The following is a 14,279-nucleotide window of genomic DNA, read 5'->3' on the forward strand; positions in this document are numbered from 1 at the left end:
CGGCCGGAGCAAGGTGTTCAACGTTCGGGGATAAAACCTTTGAAATCCAGCGCGGGGCTGAGATCGTCGTCATCAGCATCGCCGCCGTCGGCGCGAGCGCTGTGCGCCAAACGCTTCAACAGCGCCGTTTGTTGACGTTGCTGCTCGGCAATTTCCTGCAGCAGGCGAATCTGCTCGTTGGCGCGCACGCTGGCGCGGTTCACAAGGAACCAAACCCAGAGCCCCACCAGCAACGCCACGGCGGCGAGAGCCAACGACAACAGGCCGTTCTGGCCAAAACCTAAATCGTACATGGACAACCCTATCTACTGCGAAATTCAGGCCGCCATCTTAACACTCGCGGCGGCCGGGCGAACATCCCTGCCAAAAATTGCTTACCAGGGTACGAAGCGCGTCACCGAACAGATGCCCAGCGCAAAATTTCCACCATCGTCGCAATAACTGTCCAGCGCCAACAGGTAGAAAAACAGGCAGGCAGCGACGGCCGTCATTATCACGAGGATTTTTTTTCGCAACAAATTTAGCAGCCTCATTGTTATCAGGATGGTCTATCGCGCATGTTATCACAGCAAAGTTAAACGAAGTTTAACTTGTCGTTTAGATTTCTGGCTATCGCCCGATTTTCAGACTGTTACCCTTGCCCTCGCGCTGGCGCCGTGGCTAGATGAACCCTCAGGGATAACGAGGAAACGCAATGAGCAGACTGATTAAGTGGGTACTGGTATTGGCGGTCATTTACGGCGGCTTTTTGATCTCGGGCTACGGCGTGCTGATCGGCAGCAACAAGAACGTCGGCGGATTGGGATTGCAGTGCAAATACCTGACGGCGCGCAACGTGGCGATCGCCCAGTACGTCAATGGCGACAACGGTTTCATCGGCGTGACCGACTGCCCGCTGTTCAAGAAAATCGAAACGGTGGTGGATTAACCGCCACCGCCCGACGCCGTCGCTCTGCGGCGGCTCCGCCTCAATCGCGGGTAAACTTCAACTCGATCAGCGCAATCGCCTTGTCAATCGCTCTGCGGGTCACCGGATCGGCGCCAGCGGGATGCGTGGAGAAATCGATGCTTTTGAGCTGGCCCGCCATCTTGTCGCGCACTTCGGTCGGCGCAATCACGTCGATAACGTCCAGAATCTGTTTAATGACCAGTTGGCAAGCGACCAGATCGGAAGCCAATTCCTGCTCGTTGCTCAGCATGTCAGACATAATAACTTTCCCTCTTGATTCAAACGCCGCACAGAATAGCATGCCGCCTGCGCCATTGCCCGCCCTCCCCGCCTTTTTCCCCATTCTGCGCACCGCCGGGCAAAAGCCCGCGGCAGATTAGCCTATACTTGCAGCATGACGGTGATAAAAACATCCGTAACCTAAGCCACAACCAACAGGAGATAGTTATGGCGAATCACAATGTGAAATCCTGGGCAACAGTGCGTGAAACTTCGGTGGAAATTGCCGAAGCTATTTTTGAACTGGCAGGGAACGATGAAGTGTTGGCGCAGAAGATCTGGGAAGAAGGCAGCGATGAAGCGCTGGAAAAGGCTTTTGCCAAAACCACCGCAGACCAGCTTTATTGGGGAGAGGAAACCGTCGAGCGTAAAAACGTTTAAGCCGCCAGGCAACAAAAAGCCCGGGTTTCTGGCCCAGGCTTTCCCGATTAGCGCTCACCCCGCTCAGCGGCGTGCATCTCTGCTTGCTCTCACGGTTCTTCACCTCCCACACCTTCCGCATTTTTCATGCTCATCACCGGCGTCGCCATAAAAGCGCCGACGCCCACGATTACAACCAGAGTAATAATCACTGTCATTAACATGCGATCACCCCATCAACGTTGAGTTGTTACGGCTGACTCTGTTTTGGCGGTTCTTGCTGCGGTCTGCTCCGCGTCACCCACCGCGGCGGCGACAGTCTCAGATTAGCCGTTTTTCCTTTCGGCTGACAAGCGGCGGTTCAACGGTTTTTCCGAATCATGCCCCGTCATCGGCGGCGTTTTTTGTCCGCGGCGGCAAGTTGTGTATACTTCACCGCTATGTAGATCTCACACTGACGCACTGATGATACAAGAACACCATCTCTCATTGGTCTGCGCCCTCAGCAAATGGGTCGAAACTCACCTCGGACGAGTGATCCATCTCGAAGAGCTGGCCGAGTACTCCGGCTACTCGCTGTGGCACATGCAGAAGCTGTTCAAAGAAGCGACAGGGATTTCGCTGGGCAAATACATTCGTGAACGCCGTCTGGCCGGCGCGGTCTATCAACTGCGCAGCAGTGAAGCGTCGATTTTCGATATCGCCCTGGACTTTGGCTTCGGCTCACAGTCCCACTTCACCTACATGTTCAGAAAGCGTTTTAATATCACGCCTTACGATTTCCGCCAGGATCTGAGCGTCGATCTGCATATCGATCCGCCGCTGCACGTCATTCATCAAAAATCCGCCTGATTTTCGCCCGCCGCCAACCGGCGGGTTAACGCGCGCCCCAGACCGCCAGCAGCGCGATCGCGGCCGGCAACGCCTGCACCCACAGGATCTTGCGGCTGGCGGTCAGCCCGCCGAACACGCCGGCCGCCAGCACGCAGCCGAGAAAGAACAGCTGCAGCGCCACATCTTCACGCCAATAGCCCCATACCAGGCCCAGCGCCAGAAAACCGTTGTACAGTCCCTGGTTGGCGGCCAAGACCCGCGTGGCTGCGGCGAACTCCGCCGTCGTCCCGAATGCTCGCCTGCCGATCGGCGCGCGCCACAGGAACATTTCCAATACCAGGATATAAAGGTGGAGCGCCGCGATAAGCAGCAGAACAAAGTCGGCAATGAGCTTCATGATTATCCAAATAGCGAAATGGGGATGCCGTCAAGTATAAGTGATGGGTGAATATCGCTCACCATCCAAGATAAAAAAACCCGCCGAAGCGGGTTTATGCAGGAGTCATTTTTTGAGGTTAGTGTAATACGGCAACCAACAATGCCGCGACAGAGACCCAAAACAGCGCCGTGGCAACCACGACATGGGACAGTCTTGCACGATAAAGAACTTGGCTCATAATGACCTCACTGACATCAGACTAACGGGAGACAACCTGACTTCCTGAGGATTATCCTAATCTTCTTCCGTTTATCATTATATGCGTCAGATCACTATTTCGTTGAGAAACTTTATATTGTCGTGAAGCTGGAGCCGCGATCACATTTATTGCGCGTTATTAGAGCGAAATAAGTCGAATAATCTCGGCGATTATATCCTAACGCTATCAAACTTCGCTCCACGGCAGGCGTGGCGCGGCCATGCGCTCACCGGAATAACCGCTGACCGCCGGAAAACGATCCGTTTCCTGCTCCCAATCGCGCTGAGCCTGAATAATTTCCGCTTTGGTATGGCCAACGAAGTTCCACCAGATAAGGATCTCTTCATTTAACGGCGCTCCACCGATTAATAATCCCCGGCTGCCCTTCTCTGCATTTAACTCAATAGAGTTATTACCCATGCCTAAATAGGCGAATGCGTCAGGTGAAAATGTTTCACCATTAAGTTCAAATGCACCAATCAGGGGCAAAAAGCCGATTTCATAATCATCGCGCAGCGGCAATTGCGCCGTCGCCGCCTCTTGCCATTCCATATCAATGGCGATTAATGGCGAAAGAGTAAACACCGGTGAACGATAAGCGCCAAATTCCCCGACCAGCAAACGGTGATTCACGCCGTTATTCCGCCACTGCGGCAAATCGGGATAATGATCGAATCGCGGCGCCATGTCGGCATATTCGGCCGGCAACGCAATCCACAATTGTGCGGCGTGCAGCCGTCGGTCCTCGCCCACCGACTGTTCCGTATGCGCGATGCCATGCCCTGCGGTCATCAGATTGACCTGCCCCGGACGGATCAACTGTTCGCTGCCGAGGCTATCGCGGTGCAGCACCTCACCCTCGATCATCCAGGTAAAGGTTTGCAGACCGGTGTGCGGATGCGGCCCTACGTCCATGCCGGGCGCGGTGCCGTTGAATACCGTCGGGCCGGCGTGATCGAGAAAACACCAGGCGCCGACGGTGCGCCGCTCCCGGGTTGGCAACGCGCGGTTGATAGGAATGCCGCCCACTTCGGCATTGCGCACGGCAATGCGCTGGATCTGGCGCGCGCCGTCAACGACAGGGCACTCGCGTGAGGGTGAAAAGCGCGTAGGACGTGACTGACTCATCGCAAAGACCTCCTGAATGGCGCCGATTCGCCAAGGATAATCGCCCGAGCTTAGCACAGGACAACGCCCCCTGGAGAGCGACGACGCTCAGCCGCGCTCACGCGGATTAAGGTGTTTTGATGTAGCAGCTTTTAATATCGATATCGTCGTGGGCATGCCTGAGATCGGAGAAATAAGTCACTCCGAAGAGAATCGACACGACCAGCAGTACAGAAACCAACAGGCCGATAATCGCCAACAGTTTGGTTTCATCGTGGAGATTGGGCTCCATTTTCTCTCCCCTAGTTAATGACGTCAGGTCAGCCACAGCGTGACCGCCAACGTAAAAATGATCAGTGAGCAGGACGCAATCGCCAAAACGACGATCGCAAATTGCGCATCACCCAAGGTTTCTCTGTAGTTTTTATCCGTCAAGGCGTTACGCTGCTGTTTCACTAAATCGGCTTTCACTCGTTCAACTGCTGCATTGCTGTTTGATGGGGCAAGACACCCCCTCAGAATGGGGGAGCGAAATCCCCCTTCGGCTGCTCAGTCCGCAACCGGGCCATGACGCTACCAACTTTCCCCCCCAGGGTCAACACCGCCGCCGCGGGCCGGCGAGCGCAGGCACACGGTATGTGTAACTTTTATTTAGAGGGAAGGGAAATAAGAGATGCTTATAGCGGAGGCAAAAAAAAGCCCGGCACATCGCCGGGCCAGGGGAGACAGAGGCGTTATTGCGGGATACGCAGCACCTGTCCCGTATAGATCTTGTCCGGGCTCGACAGCATCGGCTTGTTGGCTTCGAAAATTTTGTTGTAGAGATTGGCGTTACCGTACATCTCTTTGGAGATTGCGCTCAGCGTATCGCCCTTCTTCACGGTATAGAAGCGGCTCTCGGCGTCGGATTGCGCTACCGCCACCTTGTCTTCCACACCGCTGATGCCCGCTACGTTGCCGATAGCCACCAGAATCTTCTCTTTCAGCTCCTGGCTGACGGCATCGCCGGTCACCACCGCTTTCCCATCGACCACCTGCACATCGACTTTGTCGGTGCCCGGCAGGCCGCTCTTATCGAGATGCTCCTTGAGTTTGGCGCTTTGATCTTCGGCGGAGGCATTGCCGGTGACTGTGTCCCACAGTTTTTCGCCCGCTTCTTTGACAAAGTTAAACAAGCCCATATTCACTCCTTTTGATGGTTGCACTAATGCGTTGATGTAAGGCTTGTTAAGCTTAGCATCGTCAAAAGGATCTGCCATCCGCTCTCGCCCCCAGAAACGGCTAGAGAATTCCGAAAGTGCCGTCTGCGGCGCCTCATTGGCGTTTTATCGCGCAATGATGCTGAAAAATCGCGCTTTTTTACCTACACTGTTGCAGACAAGGCGGCTCGACGAAGGAGGCTGCAAGATGTACGCATTGGTGATGTTTGTCTGTTATCTGGATGGCGGCTGCAGTGAAATGGTGGTGGACATATTGCGCGACGAACCGCAATGCCTGGTGGCAATGAAGGAACAGAACCTGCGTCACGCCGGCTGTTATCCCATGGAAGAATTTATTGACGGCTTCTGGTTGCCGGCCAGCGAATACTCGGATTTTTGATCCCCTCCCCGCCTGATGCTGAGGAATTTCTGATTTCATCGGAAACTGCATCTTCCTCCGAGGCATAAGGCCGCTGTTTTGCTAAATTGCGGCTCCCGAAGAAGAAAGACAGAGAAAGGTCATGTCAGCATCGGCTCATTCCAACGAGCAATATGAAATTCTGCTGCGCAACGTCAGCCTGGCGTTAGGCGACGCAGTGTTGCAGTTAATCAAAAACCATAAAAAGGTATCCGGCGGCAATATTCTTTCGCAGCTGGTGACAGAGATAGAGCGAGAGCAGGATCAGCAGCGGTTTGCCGCGCTGCGTTCGGCCATCGAGTTGGTGGGGTTGGCGCCAAAAGGCTGAGCGCGCGATACAAACGAAGGCAGGGCTTGCGCCCTGCCTGATTACCGATCCCGACACAGGATGAGGGTAATGGAATTGCAGCTTAGAAGCGGTAGGTCAGGTTGACGGCAACGATGTCGTCAGTGCTCAGCTTCAGTTTGTTGTCGTCGTTCAACTGGTTGATCTTGTAGTCGACGTAGGTGTACATGTTTTTGTTGAAGTAGTAAGTCGCGCCCACTTCCACGTATTTCACCAGATCGACATCGCCAATCCCTTCAATATCCTTGCCTTTCGACTGCACGTAGGCCAGAGACGGACGCAGACCGTTTTCGAACTGGTACTGGGCCACAACTTCGAAGTTCTGCGTTTTGTTGGCGAAGCCGGAGACGCCATTGCCGCTGATCGGCGTCATGTTGCGGGTATCGGCATACATGGCCGCCAGATAGACCTGGTTGGCGTCATATTTGATTGCGGTGGTCCAGGCGGTGGCCTTATCCCCTTTACCATACTTCAGCGCTTTCTGGTCGCTAGTACGGTTGGAATCAGAGAACGCCGCCGCGACGCCGATGCCGGTGCCGCCGATGTCCTGATAGTCCAGAGACATGCCGTAACCGTCGCCGTTTTGCTTGGTCACGCTGCGGCCGTCACCGTCGTTTTTACCCTGGTACTGCAACGCCAGGTTCAGGCCTTCCACCAAACCGAAGAAGTCACGGTTGCGGTAGGTCGCCAGGCCGTTGGAGCGCGCGGTCATGTAGTTGTCGGTGTAGCTGTAGGAGTCGCCGCCGAATTCCGGCAGCATGTCGGTATAAGCTTCGGCGTCGTACACCACGCCGTAGTTACGGCCGTAGTCGAACGAGCCATAGTTGGCGAACTTCAGGCCGGCGAAGCCCAGACGGGTTTTGGTGCCGGTGGTGCCCTGTGCTTCATCGTGGTTGGCCTGAACGTTGTATTCCCACTGGCCGTAACCGGTCAACTGATCGTTGATCTGGGTTTCGCCTTTAAAGCCCAGACGAACGTACGTTTTATCTCCGTCTTCACTTTTATCTTTACTGAAAACGTGTTTGGCCGAAACGCGGCCGTACAGGTCGAGTTTATTGCCATCTTTATTGTAGATTTCAGCCGCGTTGGCGAAGGAGGTGACCGCCCCGAGGGCGACAGCTAAGGCTAATACACTGCGTTTCATCATTTATTTTCCTAGATATTATAATTAGAACCCTGCCCGTCACGCCCAATTTATAATTTGGGCTGTGATTTTATCTTTTGGTATTTTATGAGCTCCCCTAATGCTGGGGTGATGTGACATTAGCATCATGAATCAAAACTTAAAATCAAAAAGTTCATGAAACAACGAGGAGAAAGCATGTTTATTTGTAACCATATATTTCAAAAAAGAGAATACATAACCCATTGAATATAAGAAATTTTTATCACATAACTTATAACCAAAACGGTGCAACGCACCAATTTAGTGCATTTTGGTTTCGTTTTGCGTGCTTTCTGCGCGATTCAAAAGTAACAACAAGATTAGCATGGTTATTAAAAACGTTACTTATTTCACATTTTTATCTTAACAAAGTCACCAGGCAATTAAGGCTTTCCGATAACGGCTGAATACGGCCTTTATTCATTCACGTAAAGAAATCCCTATAGGACGAATAAAATTCGATTTATGGCCATTTAAATAGCGGGAAATAGCAGATTAAAATAATGAAAGGAATAAACGGCAGCGCGCTGACGGCGCCGCCGTGGATAAATCAATACAACGTAGAACGGGAAACTTCGCTCAACAGCATGCCGGCGCGCAGGCCCAGCGCCACAGTGGGGTTAGGAAACAGTATCCACGCGCCCTCTTCGCCAACGCGATACTCCTCCTGCGGCTGCTCGCACAGCAACATCCCCGGTTTCAACTCGGTGAAGTTGGCGGTGTCATCATCCAGATGCAGCTTGAAATCCTCGCTGTGTTTGATCAACGAGTGCATCACACGGAATACCCGGATCGCCTCGCCCGCGCGCTCCGGCAACGGCACCTCGCTGACCGCCGCCCGCAGAGCGCGATCGATGGCGGCGAACTGCTGCAGATCGTTGCTGCCGAACGGCCGCGCTTTACCCAGCTCGAGCGTACAGCTCGCCGCATTGAGATGCTCGCTGGAATAGTGGCTGAAAGTCCCGCCCGGCGCGCTGTGTACCACCAGCGCATCCAGATCGGCGGCATCCAGCAGCTTTAGCATCGGTTCGCTGTACGGGCGCTTCTGGAAGGGCAAAATGCCAAAGCGCGGCAAATGCGACTCGCGAATGGCGGTGTGCAGATCGTAATGGAAGCGCGCCGCCTGTTCGCCATCAAAAAAGGCGGCGAGCGTGCGCTCCAACTGCTGGGCGCGCGCGGTTTCCCCGCTGGCGGCGAAGTTGCGGTAGCGGCCGCCGAACATGCGGTTCATGTCGCTGTGCAGATAGCGCTTGCCCGCCCGCATCGCCGCCGGGTTGCCCAGCACCACCAACAGCCGCACCGCCAGCGGCAAGCGGCCGCTCAACAGATCGCCGATTAACTGATTGAGCAGTTCAATCGGCGCGGTTTCGTTGCCGTGTACGCCCGCCGACACCACCAACGCCTGGCGATAACGCTGCCGCGGCGTGAGCTCCAACACCCCTTCCCCCAGCCAACGCCAGCGCAGCTGCGGCGTTTCGCCCTGCCATTCGGCGGGTTCTTTCCCCTCCAGCGTCAGGGGCAGTAGATCGATCATGCAGCCTCCCTTAACGTTGGAACGGATAGATGGACCCGAGACCGAGGATCGACGTCAGCGAATCCAACGCCTCGCGCCCTTCGCGCAGCAGCAGCGGATCGGCCAGGTCATCCTGCGTCAGGCGATCGCGGTAATGACGATCCACCCACTCGTTCAACGTCGCGAACAGCCGATCGTTCATCATGACGCGCGGATTCACCGCCCGCAGCTCTTGATCGTTGAGCGCCACCCGCAGCCTCAGGCAGGCCGGGCCGCCGCCGTTGCGCATGCTTTCGCGCAGATCGAACACGCGGATTTCATCGATCGGGCCGCCGCTGCCGACCATCTCGTTCAGATAACGCCACACGCCGGCATGCTGGCGCGACTCTTCCGGCACCACGATCATCATCTTGCCGTTCGGCTTGGTGAGAATTTGGCTGTTGAACAGATAAGTCGCCACCGCGTCCGCCACCGAGACGCGCTCCGTCGGCACTTCGATCGCCACCAGCTCGCTGTCCAGCGTCGCCATCTTGCGGCGCACTTCATCCAGCGCCTGTTGCTGGCGGTAAAACGCCTGCTGGTGGTGGAACAGCACGTTCTGGTTGCTGACCGCAATCACGTCGTTATGGAACACGCCCTGGTCGATCACCGCCGGATTTTGCTGTACGAAGACCGTATGCTGCTCGTCCAATTGGTGCAGGCGAGCGATCGCCTCACCGGCTTCGCGCGTCTGGCGCGCGGGATAACGCGCCGGCGCCGTTTCACCGCCAAACTCCTGGCGACCGTAAACGAACACCTGCACGCTGCGCCTGGCGTAATCGCCGCCCAGCCGGTTATGGTTGGCCGCCCCTTCGTCCCCGAACAACGCCACCTGCGGCAGCGCTTCATGGTGGGCGAAATGCCGGTCGTCGTTAAACATCGCCCGCAAAACATCGGTGGTCGTTTCCGCTTCAATGGCGCGGTGGAATTTATTGTTCAGGTTAGCGGCGGTGAAATGCACCTTGCCGTCTGCACTGTCCGCCGAGGGGGACACCGTGGCCGCATTGGCGGTCCACATGCAGGACGCCGAGCTGAGCGCCGACAGCAAACGCGGCGATTGACGCATCGCCTGCGCCAGCACCGCCTCATCGCTGCCGCTGAAACCCAGGCGACGCAGCATCGGCAAATGCGGCCGCTCCTGCGGCGGTAATACCCCTTGCTGGAAACCGAGATCGGCCAGCGCCTTCATTTTCAGCAGACCCTGCTTCGCCGCCAGCTTCGGGTTCGATACGCTGTTTTGATGCTGCGTAGAGGCCTCGTTACCGAACGACAGCCCGGCATAGTGGTGCGTCGGCCCCACCAAACCGTCGAAATTGACTTCATATCCTGACATGGCTATCCCCTGGGGATGGCCTGCGGCGACGCCATGACGCCGCCGCAGACGATTAACGGAACGACAAGCCCGGCGAGAGCGTCGCCGGCAGCGACAGGCTTTCGCTTTCCAGCGACGCCATCGGCCAGGCGCAATAGTCCGCCGCATAGAAGGCGCTTGGGCGATGGTTGCCGGAAGCCCCCACGCCGCCGAACGGCGCCGCGCTGGACGCCCCGGTCAACGGCTTGTTCCAGTTGACGATGCCGGCGCGCGCTTCCAGCAGCAGCCTCTCGAACAGCTCGCGCTGCGGCGAGACCAATCCCACCGACAGGCCGTAGCGCGTCTGGTTGGCGAGCCGCAGGGCCTCGTCGAAATCGCGGTAACGCACGATCGTGGTCAACGGCCCGAAGTACTCTTCGTCCGGCACGCCGGCCACGCCGGTCAGCTCGATGATGCCCGGGCTGAGCAGCGAACTGCCCGGCTCCAGCAGACGCATGGCCAGCAGCGATTTACCGCCCAGCGCCAGCAAGCGCTGCTGCGCTTTCAGCATGTTTTCCGCTGCGGCCGCCGACACTACGCCGCCCATGAACGGCTGCGGTTCGGCATCCCAACGGCCGACGCGCAGCTCGCCCGCCACCTGAACCAAACGCGCGATAAACGCGTCGCCTTCCGCCCCCTGCTTAACCAAAATGCGGCGTGAACAGGTGCAGCGTTGGCCGGCGGAGATAAACGCCGACTGGATAGCCAGGTTGACCGCCGCGTCGCGATCCTCGAAACCATCGACGATCAGCGCGTTGTTGCCGCCCATCTCCAGCGCCAGGATCTTCTCCGGCTGCCCCGCCAATTGGCGATGCAGGTGGTAACCGGTGCCGGCGCTGCCGGTGAACAACAGGCCGTCGATATCCGCACTGGCCGCCAGCGCCTCGCCGGTTTCCCGGCCGCCCTGCACCAGATTGATCACCCCGTCCGGCAGACCGGCCTTCAGCCACAGCTTCAGGGTCTCCTCGGCGGTCAGCGGCGTCAGTTCGCTCGGCTTGAACACCACGCAGTTTCCGGCCAGCAGCGCCGGCACGATATGGCCGTTCGGCAGATGGCCGGGGAAGTTGTAAGGCCCGAACACCGCCAGCACGCCGTGCGGGCGATGGCGCAGCACCGAAGCGCCGTCGGCCATCGCCGTCTGGCTAAAACCGGTGCGCGCCTGATAGGCCTGCAGTGAAATGCCCACCTTGCCGATCATCGCCTGAATTTCGGTCAGGGTTTCCCAGCGCGGTTTGCCGGTCTCACGGCTGATGGTTTCCGCCAGCGACTGTTTATGTTCTTCCAGCAAAGCGGCGAAGCGTTTCACCAGCTGTTCACGCTGCTCGAACGGCGTACGCGCCCAGCCGGGGAATGCGGCGCGCGCGGCTTCGCAGGCGGCGGCGACGTCATCGGCGTCGGCGGCGTTGGCGCGCCACAGCGGCTGATTGCCGACCGGATCGGCCTTGCCCAACTCCGCGCCGCGGCCCTGCCGCCAGACGCCGTTAATCAACAGTGCAGGATGGGACATCATGCTTTCTCCTGTGCAATAAGGGGGAGTACCCGCACCGGGCTGCCCTGCTCGACGCCCAGCGCCGCAGCGGTGGCGGCGTTGATATGCAGGCGGTCGTCATACAGATCGGCATTGACCAACAGTGCGCGGTAATTCTGATAGTTGTCGTTGGCGACCAGATGAACCGGCGCATCGGCGCGCATCGGCGTGTCATCCAGCACCACTTTGACCAAGCGGCTCTGCTTCACCGCACGGATGTGGTCGATTTCGGCTTCCAGCGTCGGGCCGCCGTCGAAGATATCGACGTAGCCCTGATAGCTCAGGCCTTCCGCCTCCAGCAGGCGGCGCGCCGGCAGGGTTTGCGGGTGCACTTCACCGATCACCTTCTGCGCGTCTTCGGCCAGGAAATCGACATACAGCGGATGTTTCGGCATCAGTTCGGCGATAAACGCCTTTTGTCCGGTGCCGCTCAGGTAGTCCGCCTTGGCGAACTCGATGGAGAAGAAACGATGCCCGACGCTCTCCCAGAACGGCGAACGGCCGTTTTCATCTGAGAAGCCGCGCATCTCGGCGATCAGACGGCGGGAGAAGCGTTCACGGAACGCGGCGATAAACAGGAAACGCACCTTCGACAGCAGCTTGCCGTTCTCGCCGTGACGATAGTCCGGATCGAGGAACAGCGTGCACAGTTCCGAATGCCCGGTATGGTCGTTGCTGAGGAACAGCGTCGGCACCGATTTATAGACGTTCAGCTGTTTGGAAGCGTGCACCTGCGTGCCGACGCGGAAGCTGTACCAGGGTTCCGCCAGGCCGACGGCCACTTCGATCGCGCAGACCCCCACCGCCTGCCGGCGCTCGCTGTCTTCCAACACGAACAAATAACACTGGTCACTTTGCGGAAGTTCGCCTTGCCAGGTTTTTAACGCCCGCTCAATGCGTGCCGACAGGGTATCTTCATTTTGCGGCAGCGACGTGAGACCGATACCGGATTTGCCGGCAAGCGTCAGCAAATCCGCCAAATCGCGGCGCTCTATAGGGCGAATAATCATCATAATGCGAACCTCTTCTGAATCAGGCTGCGCCGATAAAGGCGCAGCCCGCTGATTAGCTGCAAATGCGCGCCACGGCGCGCGCGAATCGCGCCAGCCCCTCTTTCACATCCTGCTCAGGGATGATCAGCGACGGCGTGAAACGCACCACGTCCGGGCCGGCGATCAGCGCGATAACGCCTTCTTCGTTGGCCAGTTGGGTGATCTGCTTCGCTTTGCCGGCATAGTCTTTCTTCAGTTGGCAGCCGATCAGCAAACCGCCGCCGCGAATCTCGGCGAAGATCGGATACTGACGGTTGATGTCGTTCAACCCGTCGATGAACCACTGGTGGCGCTGCTTGACGCCTTCCAGCACTTCCGGGGTATTGATGATGGAGAACACTTCCCCCGCCACCGCCGTCGCCAGCGGGTTGCCGCCGTAGGTGGTGCCGTGAGTGCCGACGCCCAGCGTTTTCGCCAGCGCATCGGTGGTCAGCATGGCGCCGATCGGGAAGCCGCCGCCCAGCGCTTTCGCGGTGGTCAGCACGTCCGGCACCACGCCGTACTGCATATAGGCATACAGATGGCCGGTGCGGCCGACGCCGGTCTGCACTTCGTCGAAGATCAGCAGCGCGTTATGGCGATCGCACAGTTCACGCAGCCCCTGCAGGAAACTGGCTTCCGCCGGCAGCACGCCACCTTCGCCCTGGATAGGCTCGACGATCACCGCGCAGGTGCGATCGTTGATAAGCTCGGCCGCTGCGGCCAGATCGTTATACGGCGTATGGGTGATGCCGCCCGGCAGCGGCGCAAAGTCCTGCGAATATTTTGGCTGGCCGCCGGCGGACACGGTAAACAGCGTACGGCCGTGGAACGCGTTGTTGAACGCCACAATCTGATCTTTACCGGCGCCGTGCTGGTCGTGCGCATGTTTGCGCGCCAGTTTCAGCGCCGCTTCGTTGGCTTCTGCGCCCGAGTTACAGAAAAACACCTTGTCGGCGAACGTGGCATCGATCAGTTTCTTGGCCAGGCGCAGCACCGGTTCGTTGGTATAGCCATTGCCCAGATGCCACAGTTTGCCCGCCTGCTCCACCAGCGCCGCCTTGACCGCCGGGTGCGCATGGCCCAACGCGTTAACCGCGATGCCGCCGGCGAAATCGATGTAAGACTTACCCTGTTGATCCCACACCTGCGATCCTTCACCCCGCACCAGAATAAAATCGGCAGGGGCATAAACCGGGACCATCCAGTCATCAAAAGACTGGCGGGTAACTGCGATTGGCTGTTCCATAGTGACCTCATAATCTCAGCAAAGGCTGAATTTTGACTGTAAGGACCGCGCAAGCCCGGCTAGGCCGCCACAATGCAAAAAAACCGCTGTTCAAAACCGACTTTCCCGGCGGAGAAAATGCTGTCTCTCACCGCTGATTTAGAAACAAATCTGTTACATAAAATCGGTTTTTCACTATTTATGGCGCTTATCCGGTCCCTGAGCGGGGAGTAAATGTTAACGAGCAGTTAAAATACATGTCGTTTGATAAAGAGTGTAGAGCAGCTATCGTGC

The 14,279-nt window shown here is 57.5% G+C and carries 19 protein-coding genes; 5 read left to right on the forward strand and 14 right to left on the reverse strand.

The annotated features are described in order from the left end of the window. Window positions 1–17: 17 nt before the first annotated feature. Together EDY99_RS11175 and EDY99_RS11180 are read right to left on the reverse strand one after the other, a co-directional pair. The gene (locus EDY99_RS11175) at window positions 18–293 is read right to left on the reverse strand and encodes a YebO family protein (protein WP_033643394.1); all 276 of its coding nucleotides are present in this window, start codon (window positions 291–293) and stop codon (window positions 18–20) included. A gap of 81 nt (window positions 294–374) precedes the next feature. Then, window positions 375–533 (reverse strand): PhoP/PhoQ regulator MgrB, encoded by a 159-nt coding sequence (locus EDY99_RS11180; protein WP_004927688.1) that lies wholly within the window; start codon window positions 531–533, stop codon window positions 375–377. 161 nt (window positions 534–694) lie between these two features. Here EDY99_RS11180 and EDY99_RS11185 point away from each other — a divergent pair, with 161 nt between their 5' ends. Beyond that, window positions 695–928 (forward strand): YobH family protein, encoded by a 234-nt coding sequence (locus tag EDY99_RS11185; protein WP_033643398.1) that lies wholly within the window; start codon window positions 695–697, stop codon window positions 926–928. Between the two features lie 40 nt (window positions 929–968). On the opposite strand, the gene EDY99_RS11190 is transcribed toward EDY99_RS11185, so the two are convergent. After that, entirely contained in the window at window positions 969–1,208 is a 240-nt protein-coding gene (locus tag EDY99_RS11190; protein WP_033643399.1) for a DUF2766 family protein, read from the reverse strand. A 188-nt stretch (window positions 1,209–1,396) separates the two neighbouring features. Here EDY99_RS11190 and EDY99_RS11195 point away from each other — a divergent pair, with 188 nt between their 5' ends. Both EDY99_RS11195 and EDY99_RS11200 read left to right on the forward strand, forming a co-directional pair. Continuing rightward, complete coding sequence (locus EDY99_RS11195) at window positions 1,397–1,609, forward strand: YccJ family protein (RefSeq protein WP_004927694.1); 213 nt, start codon at window positions 1,397–1,399, stop codon at window positions 1,607–1,609. A gap of 444 nt (window positions 1,610–2,053) precedes the next feature. Further along, complete coding sequence (locus EDY99_RS11200; protein ID WP_004927697.1) at window positions 2,054–2,440, forward strand: helix-turn-helix domain-containing protein; 387 nt, start codon at window positions 2,054–2,056, stop codon at window positions 2,438–2,440. A gap of 25 nt (window positions 2,441–2,465) precedes the next feature. Here EDY99_RS11200 and EDY99_RS11205 read toward each other — a convergent pair whose 3' ends face one another. The 5 genes from EDY99_RS11205 to lysM all read right to left on the reverse strand — a co-directional run bounded on the left by EDY99_RS11205 (window position 2,466) and on the right by lysM (window position 5,348). Further along, window positions 2,466–2,819, reverse strand: coding sequence for a DUF1304 domain-containing protein (locus tag EDY99_RS11205; RefSeq protein ID WP_069100977.1), 354 nt, complete (start codon window positions 2,817–2,819; stop codon window positions 2,466–2,468). A gap of 427 nt (window positions 2,820–3,246) precedes the next feature. Next, on the reverse strand, window positions 3,247–4,188 hold the full coding sequence (locus EDY99_RS11210) for a pirin family protein (RefSeq protein WP_033643401.1): 942 nt from the start codon (window positions 4,186–4,188) through the stop codon (window positions 3,247–3,249). A gap of 106 nt (window positions 4,189–4,294) precedes the next feature. After that, a complete protein-coding gene (locus EDY99_RS24600) occupies window positions 4,295–4,459 on the reverse strand; it encodes a hypothetical protein (protein WP_162837199.1) in 165 nt (54 codons plus the stop codon). A gap of 23 nt (window positions 4,460–4,482) precedes the next feature. Next, window positions 4,483–4,638 (reverse strand): hypothetical protein, encoded by a 156-nt coding sequence (locus tag EDY99_RS24605; RefSeq protein WP_162882310.1) that lies wholly within the window; start codon window positions 4,636–4,638, stop codon window positions 4,483–4,485. Between the two features lie 263 nt (window positions 4,639–4,901). Further along, window positions 4,902–5,348, reverse strand: coding sequence for a peptidoglycan-binding protein LysM (gene lysM, locus EDY99_RS11215; protein WP_033643402.1), 447 nt, complete (start codon window positions 5,346–5,348; stop codon window positions 4,902–4,904). Between the two features lie 226 nt (window positions 5,349–5,574). On the opposite strand from lysM, the gene EDY99_RS11220 reads away from it, so the two are divergent. Together EDY99_RS11220 and EDY99_RS11225 are read left to right on the forward strand one after the other, a co-directional pair. Continuing rightward, a complete protein-coding gene (locus tag EDY99_RS11220; RefSeq protein ID WP_004934567.1) occupies window positions 5,575–5,766 on the forward strand; it encodes a YebW family protein in 192 nt (63 codons plus the stop codon). 121 nt (window positions 5,767–5,887) lie between these two features. Next, window positions 5,888–6,112, forward strand: coding sequence for a biofilm development regulator YmgB/AriR family protein (locus tag EDY99_RS11225; RefSeq protein ID WP_033643403.1), 225 nt, complete (start codon window positions 5,888–5,890; stop codon window positions 6,110–6,112). 82 nt (window positions 6,113–6,194) lie between these two features. On the opposite strand, the gene ompC is transcribed toward EDY99_RS11225, so the two are convergent. The 6 genes from ompC to EDY99_RS11255 all read right to left on the reverse strand — a co-directional run bounded on the left by ompC (window position 6,195) and on the right by EDY99_RS11255 (window position 14,006). Continuing rightward, window positions 6,195–7,277, reverse strand: coding sequence for a porin OmpC (ompC, locus tag EDY99_RS11230; RefSeq protein WP_069100978.1), 1,083 nt, complete (start codon window positions 7,275–7,277; stop codon window positions 6,195–6,197). Window positions 7,278–7,845: 568 nt separating this feature from the next. Further along, on the reverse strand, window positions 7,846–8,829 hold the full coding sequence (astE, locus tag EDY99_RS11235) for a succinylglutamate desuccinylase (protein WP_060660611.1): 984 nt from the start codon (window positions 8,827–8,829) through the stop codon (window positions 7,846–7,848). A 10-nt stretch (window positions 8,830–8,839) separates the two neighbouring features. Further along, window positions 8,840–10,180: an N-succinylarginine dihydrolase gene (gene astB, locus EDY99_RS11240; protein ID WP_033650923.1), complete on the reverse strand. Its 1,341-nt coding sequence runs from the start codon at window positions 10,178–10,180 to the stop codon at window positions 8,840–8,842. 52 nt (window positions 10,181–10,232) lie between these two features. Continuing rightward, on the reverse strand, window positions 10,233–11,705 hold the full coding sequence (gene astD, locus EDY99_RS11245) for a succinylglutamate-semialdehyde dehydrogenase (RefSeq protein ID WP_060660892.1): 1,473 nt from the start codon (window positions 11,703–11,705) through the stop codon (window positions 10,233–10,235). Then, the gene (astA, locus tag EDY99_RS11250) at window positions 11,705–12,739 is read right to left on the reverse strand and encodes an arginine N-succinyltransferase (protein WP_004934585.1); all 1,035 of its coding nucleotides are present in this window, start codon (window positions 12,737–12,739) and stop codon (window positions 11,705–11,707) included. Before astA ends, astD begins: the two co-directional genes overlap by 1 nt. A 52-nt stretch (window positions 12,740–12,791) precedes the next feature. After that, the gene (locus tag EDY99_RS11255) at window positions 12,792–14,006 is read right to left on the reverse strand and encodes an aspartate aminotransferase family protein (protein WP_015378175.1); all 1,215 of its coding nucleotides are present in this window, start codon (window positions 14,004–14,006) and stop codon (window positions 12,792–12,794) included. Window positions 14,007–14,279: the final 273 nt, after the last annotated feature.

The organism is Serratia sp. LS-1, from assembly GCF_003719595.1.
Taxonomy (GTDB): domain Bacteria; phylum Pseudomonadota; class Gammaproteobacteria; order Enterobacterales; family Enterobacteriaceae; genus Serratia; species Serratia ureilytica.

Excerpts from the sequence above, each read along its gene's own strand:
- astB (WP_033650923.1), bottom strand. The coding sequence starts at position 10,180 with ATGTCAGGATATGAAGTCAATTTCGACGGTTTGGTGGGGCCGACGCAC.
- EDY99_RS11255 (WP_015378175.1), bottom strand. The coding sequence starts at position 14,006 with ATGGAACAGCCAATCGCAGTTACCCGCCAGTCTTTTGATGACTGGATG.
- ompC (WP_069100978.1), bottom strand. The coding sequence starts at position 7,277 with ATGATGAAACGCAGTGTATTAGCCTTAGCTGTCGCCCTCGGGGCGGTC.
- astE (WP_060660611.1), bottom strand. The coding sequence starts at position 8,829 with ATGATCGATCTACTGCCCCTGACGCTGGAGGGGAAAGAACCCGCCGAA.
- EDY99_RS11175 (WP_033643394.1), bottom strand. The coding sequence starts at position 293 with ATGTACGATTTAGGTTTTGGCCAGAACGGCCTGTTGTCGTTGGCTCTC.
- EDY99_RS11205 (WP_069100977.1), bottom strand. The coding sequence starts at position 2,819 with ATGAAGCTCATTGCCGACTTTGTTCTGCTGCTTATCGCGGCGCTCCAC.
- astA (WP_004934585.1), bottom strand. The coding sequence starts at position 12,739 with ATGATGATTATTCGCCCTATAGAGCGCCGCGATTTGGCGGATTTGCTG.
- EDY99_RS11200 (WP_004927697.1), top strand. The coding sequence starts at position 2,054 with ATGATACAAGAACACCATCTCTCATTGGTCTGCGCCCTCAGCAAATGG.
- EDY99_RS11225 (WP_033643403.1), top strand. The coding sequence starts at position 5,888 with ATGTCAGCATCGGCTCATTCCAACGAGCAATATGAAATTCTGCTGCGC.
- EDY99_RS11185 (WP_033643398.1), top strand. The coding sequence starts at position 695 with ATGAGCAGACTGATTAAGTGGGTACTGGTATTGGCGGTCATTTACGGC.
- astD (WP_060660892.1), bottom strand. The coding sequence starts at position 11,705 with ATGTCCCATCCTGCACTGTTGATTAACGGCGTCTGGCGGCAGGGCCGC.
- EDY99_RS11195 (WP_004927694.1), top strand. The coding sequence starts at position 1,397 with ATGGCGAATCACAATGTGAAATCCTGGGCAACAGTGCGTGAAACTTCG.
- EDY99_RS11180 (WP_004927688.1), bottom strand. The coding sequence starts at position 533 with ATGAGGCTGCTAAATTTGTTGCGAAAAAAAATCCTCGTGATAATGACG.
- EDY99_RS11220 (WP_004934567.1), top strand. The coding sequence starts at position 5,575 with ATGTACGCATTGGTGATGTTTGTCTGTTATCTGGATGGCGGCTGCAGT.
- EDY99_RS24600 (WP_162837199.1), bottom strand. The coding sequence starts at position 4,459 with ATGGAGCCCAATCTCCACGATGAAACCAAACTGTTGGCGATTATCGGC.
- EDY99_RS11190 (WP_033643399.1), bottom strand. The coding sequence starts at position 1,208 with ATGTCTGACATGCTGAGCAACGAGCAGGAATTGGCTTCCGATCTGGTC.
- EDY99_RS11210 (WP_033643401.1), bottom strand. The coding sequence starts at position 4,188 with ATGAGTCAGTCACGTCCTACGCGCTTTTCACCCTCACGCGAGTGCCCT.
- lysM (WP_033643402.1), bottom strand. The coding sequence starts at position 5,348 with ATGGGCTTGTTTAACTTTGTCAAAGAAGCGGGCGAAAAACTGTGGGAC.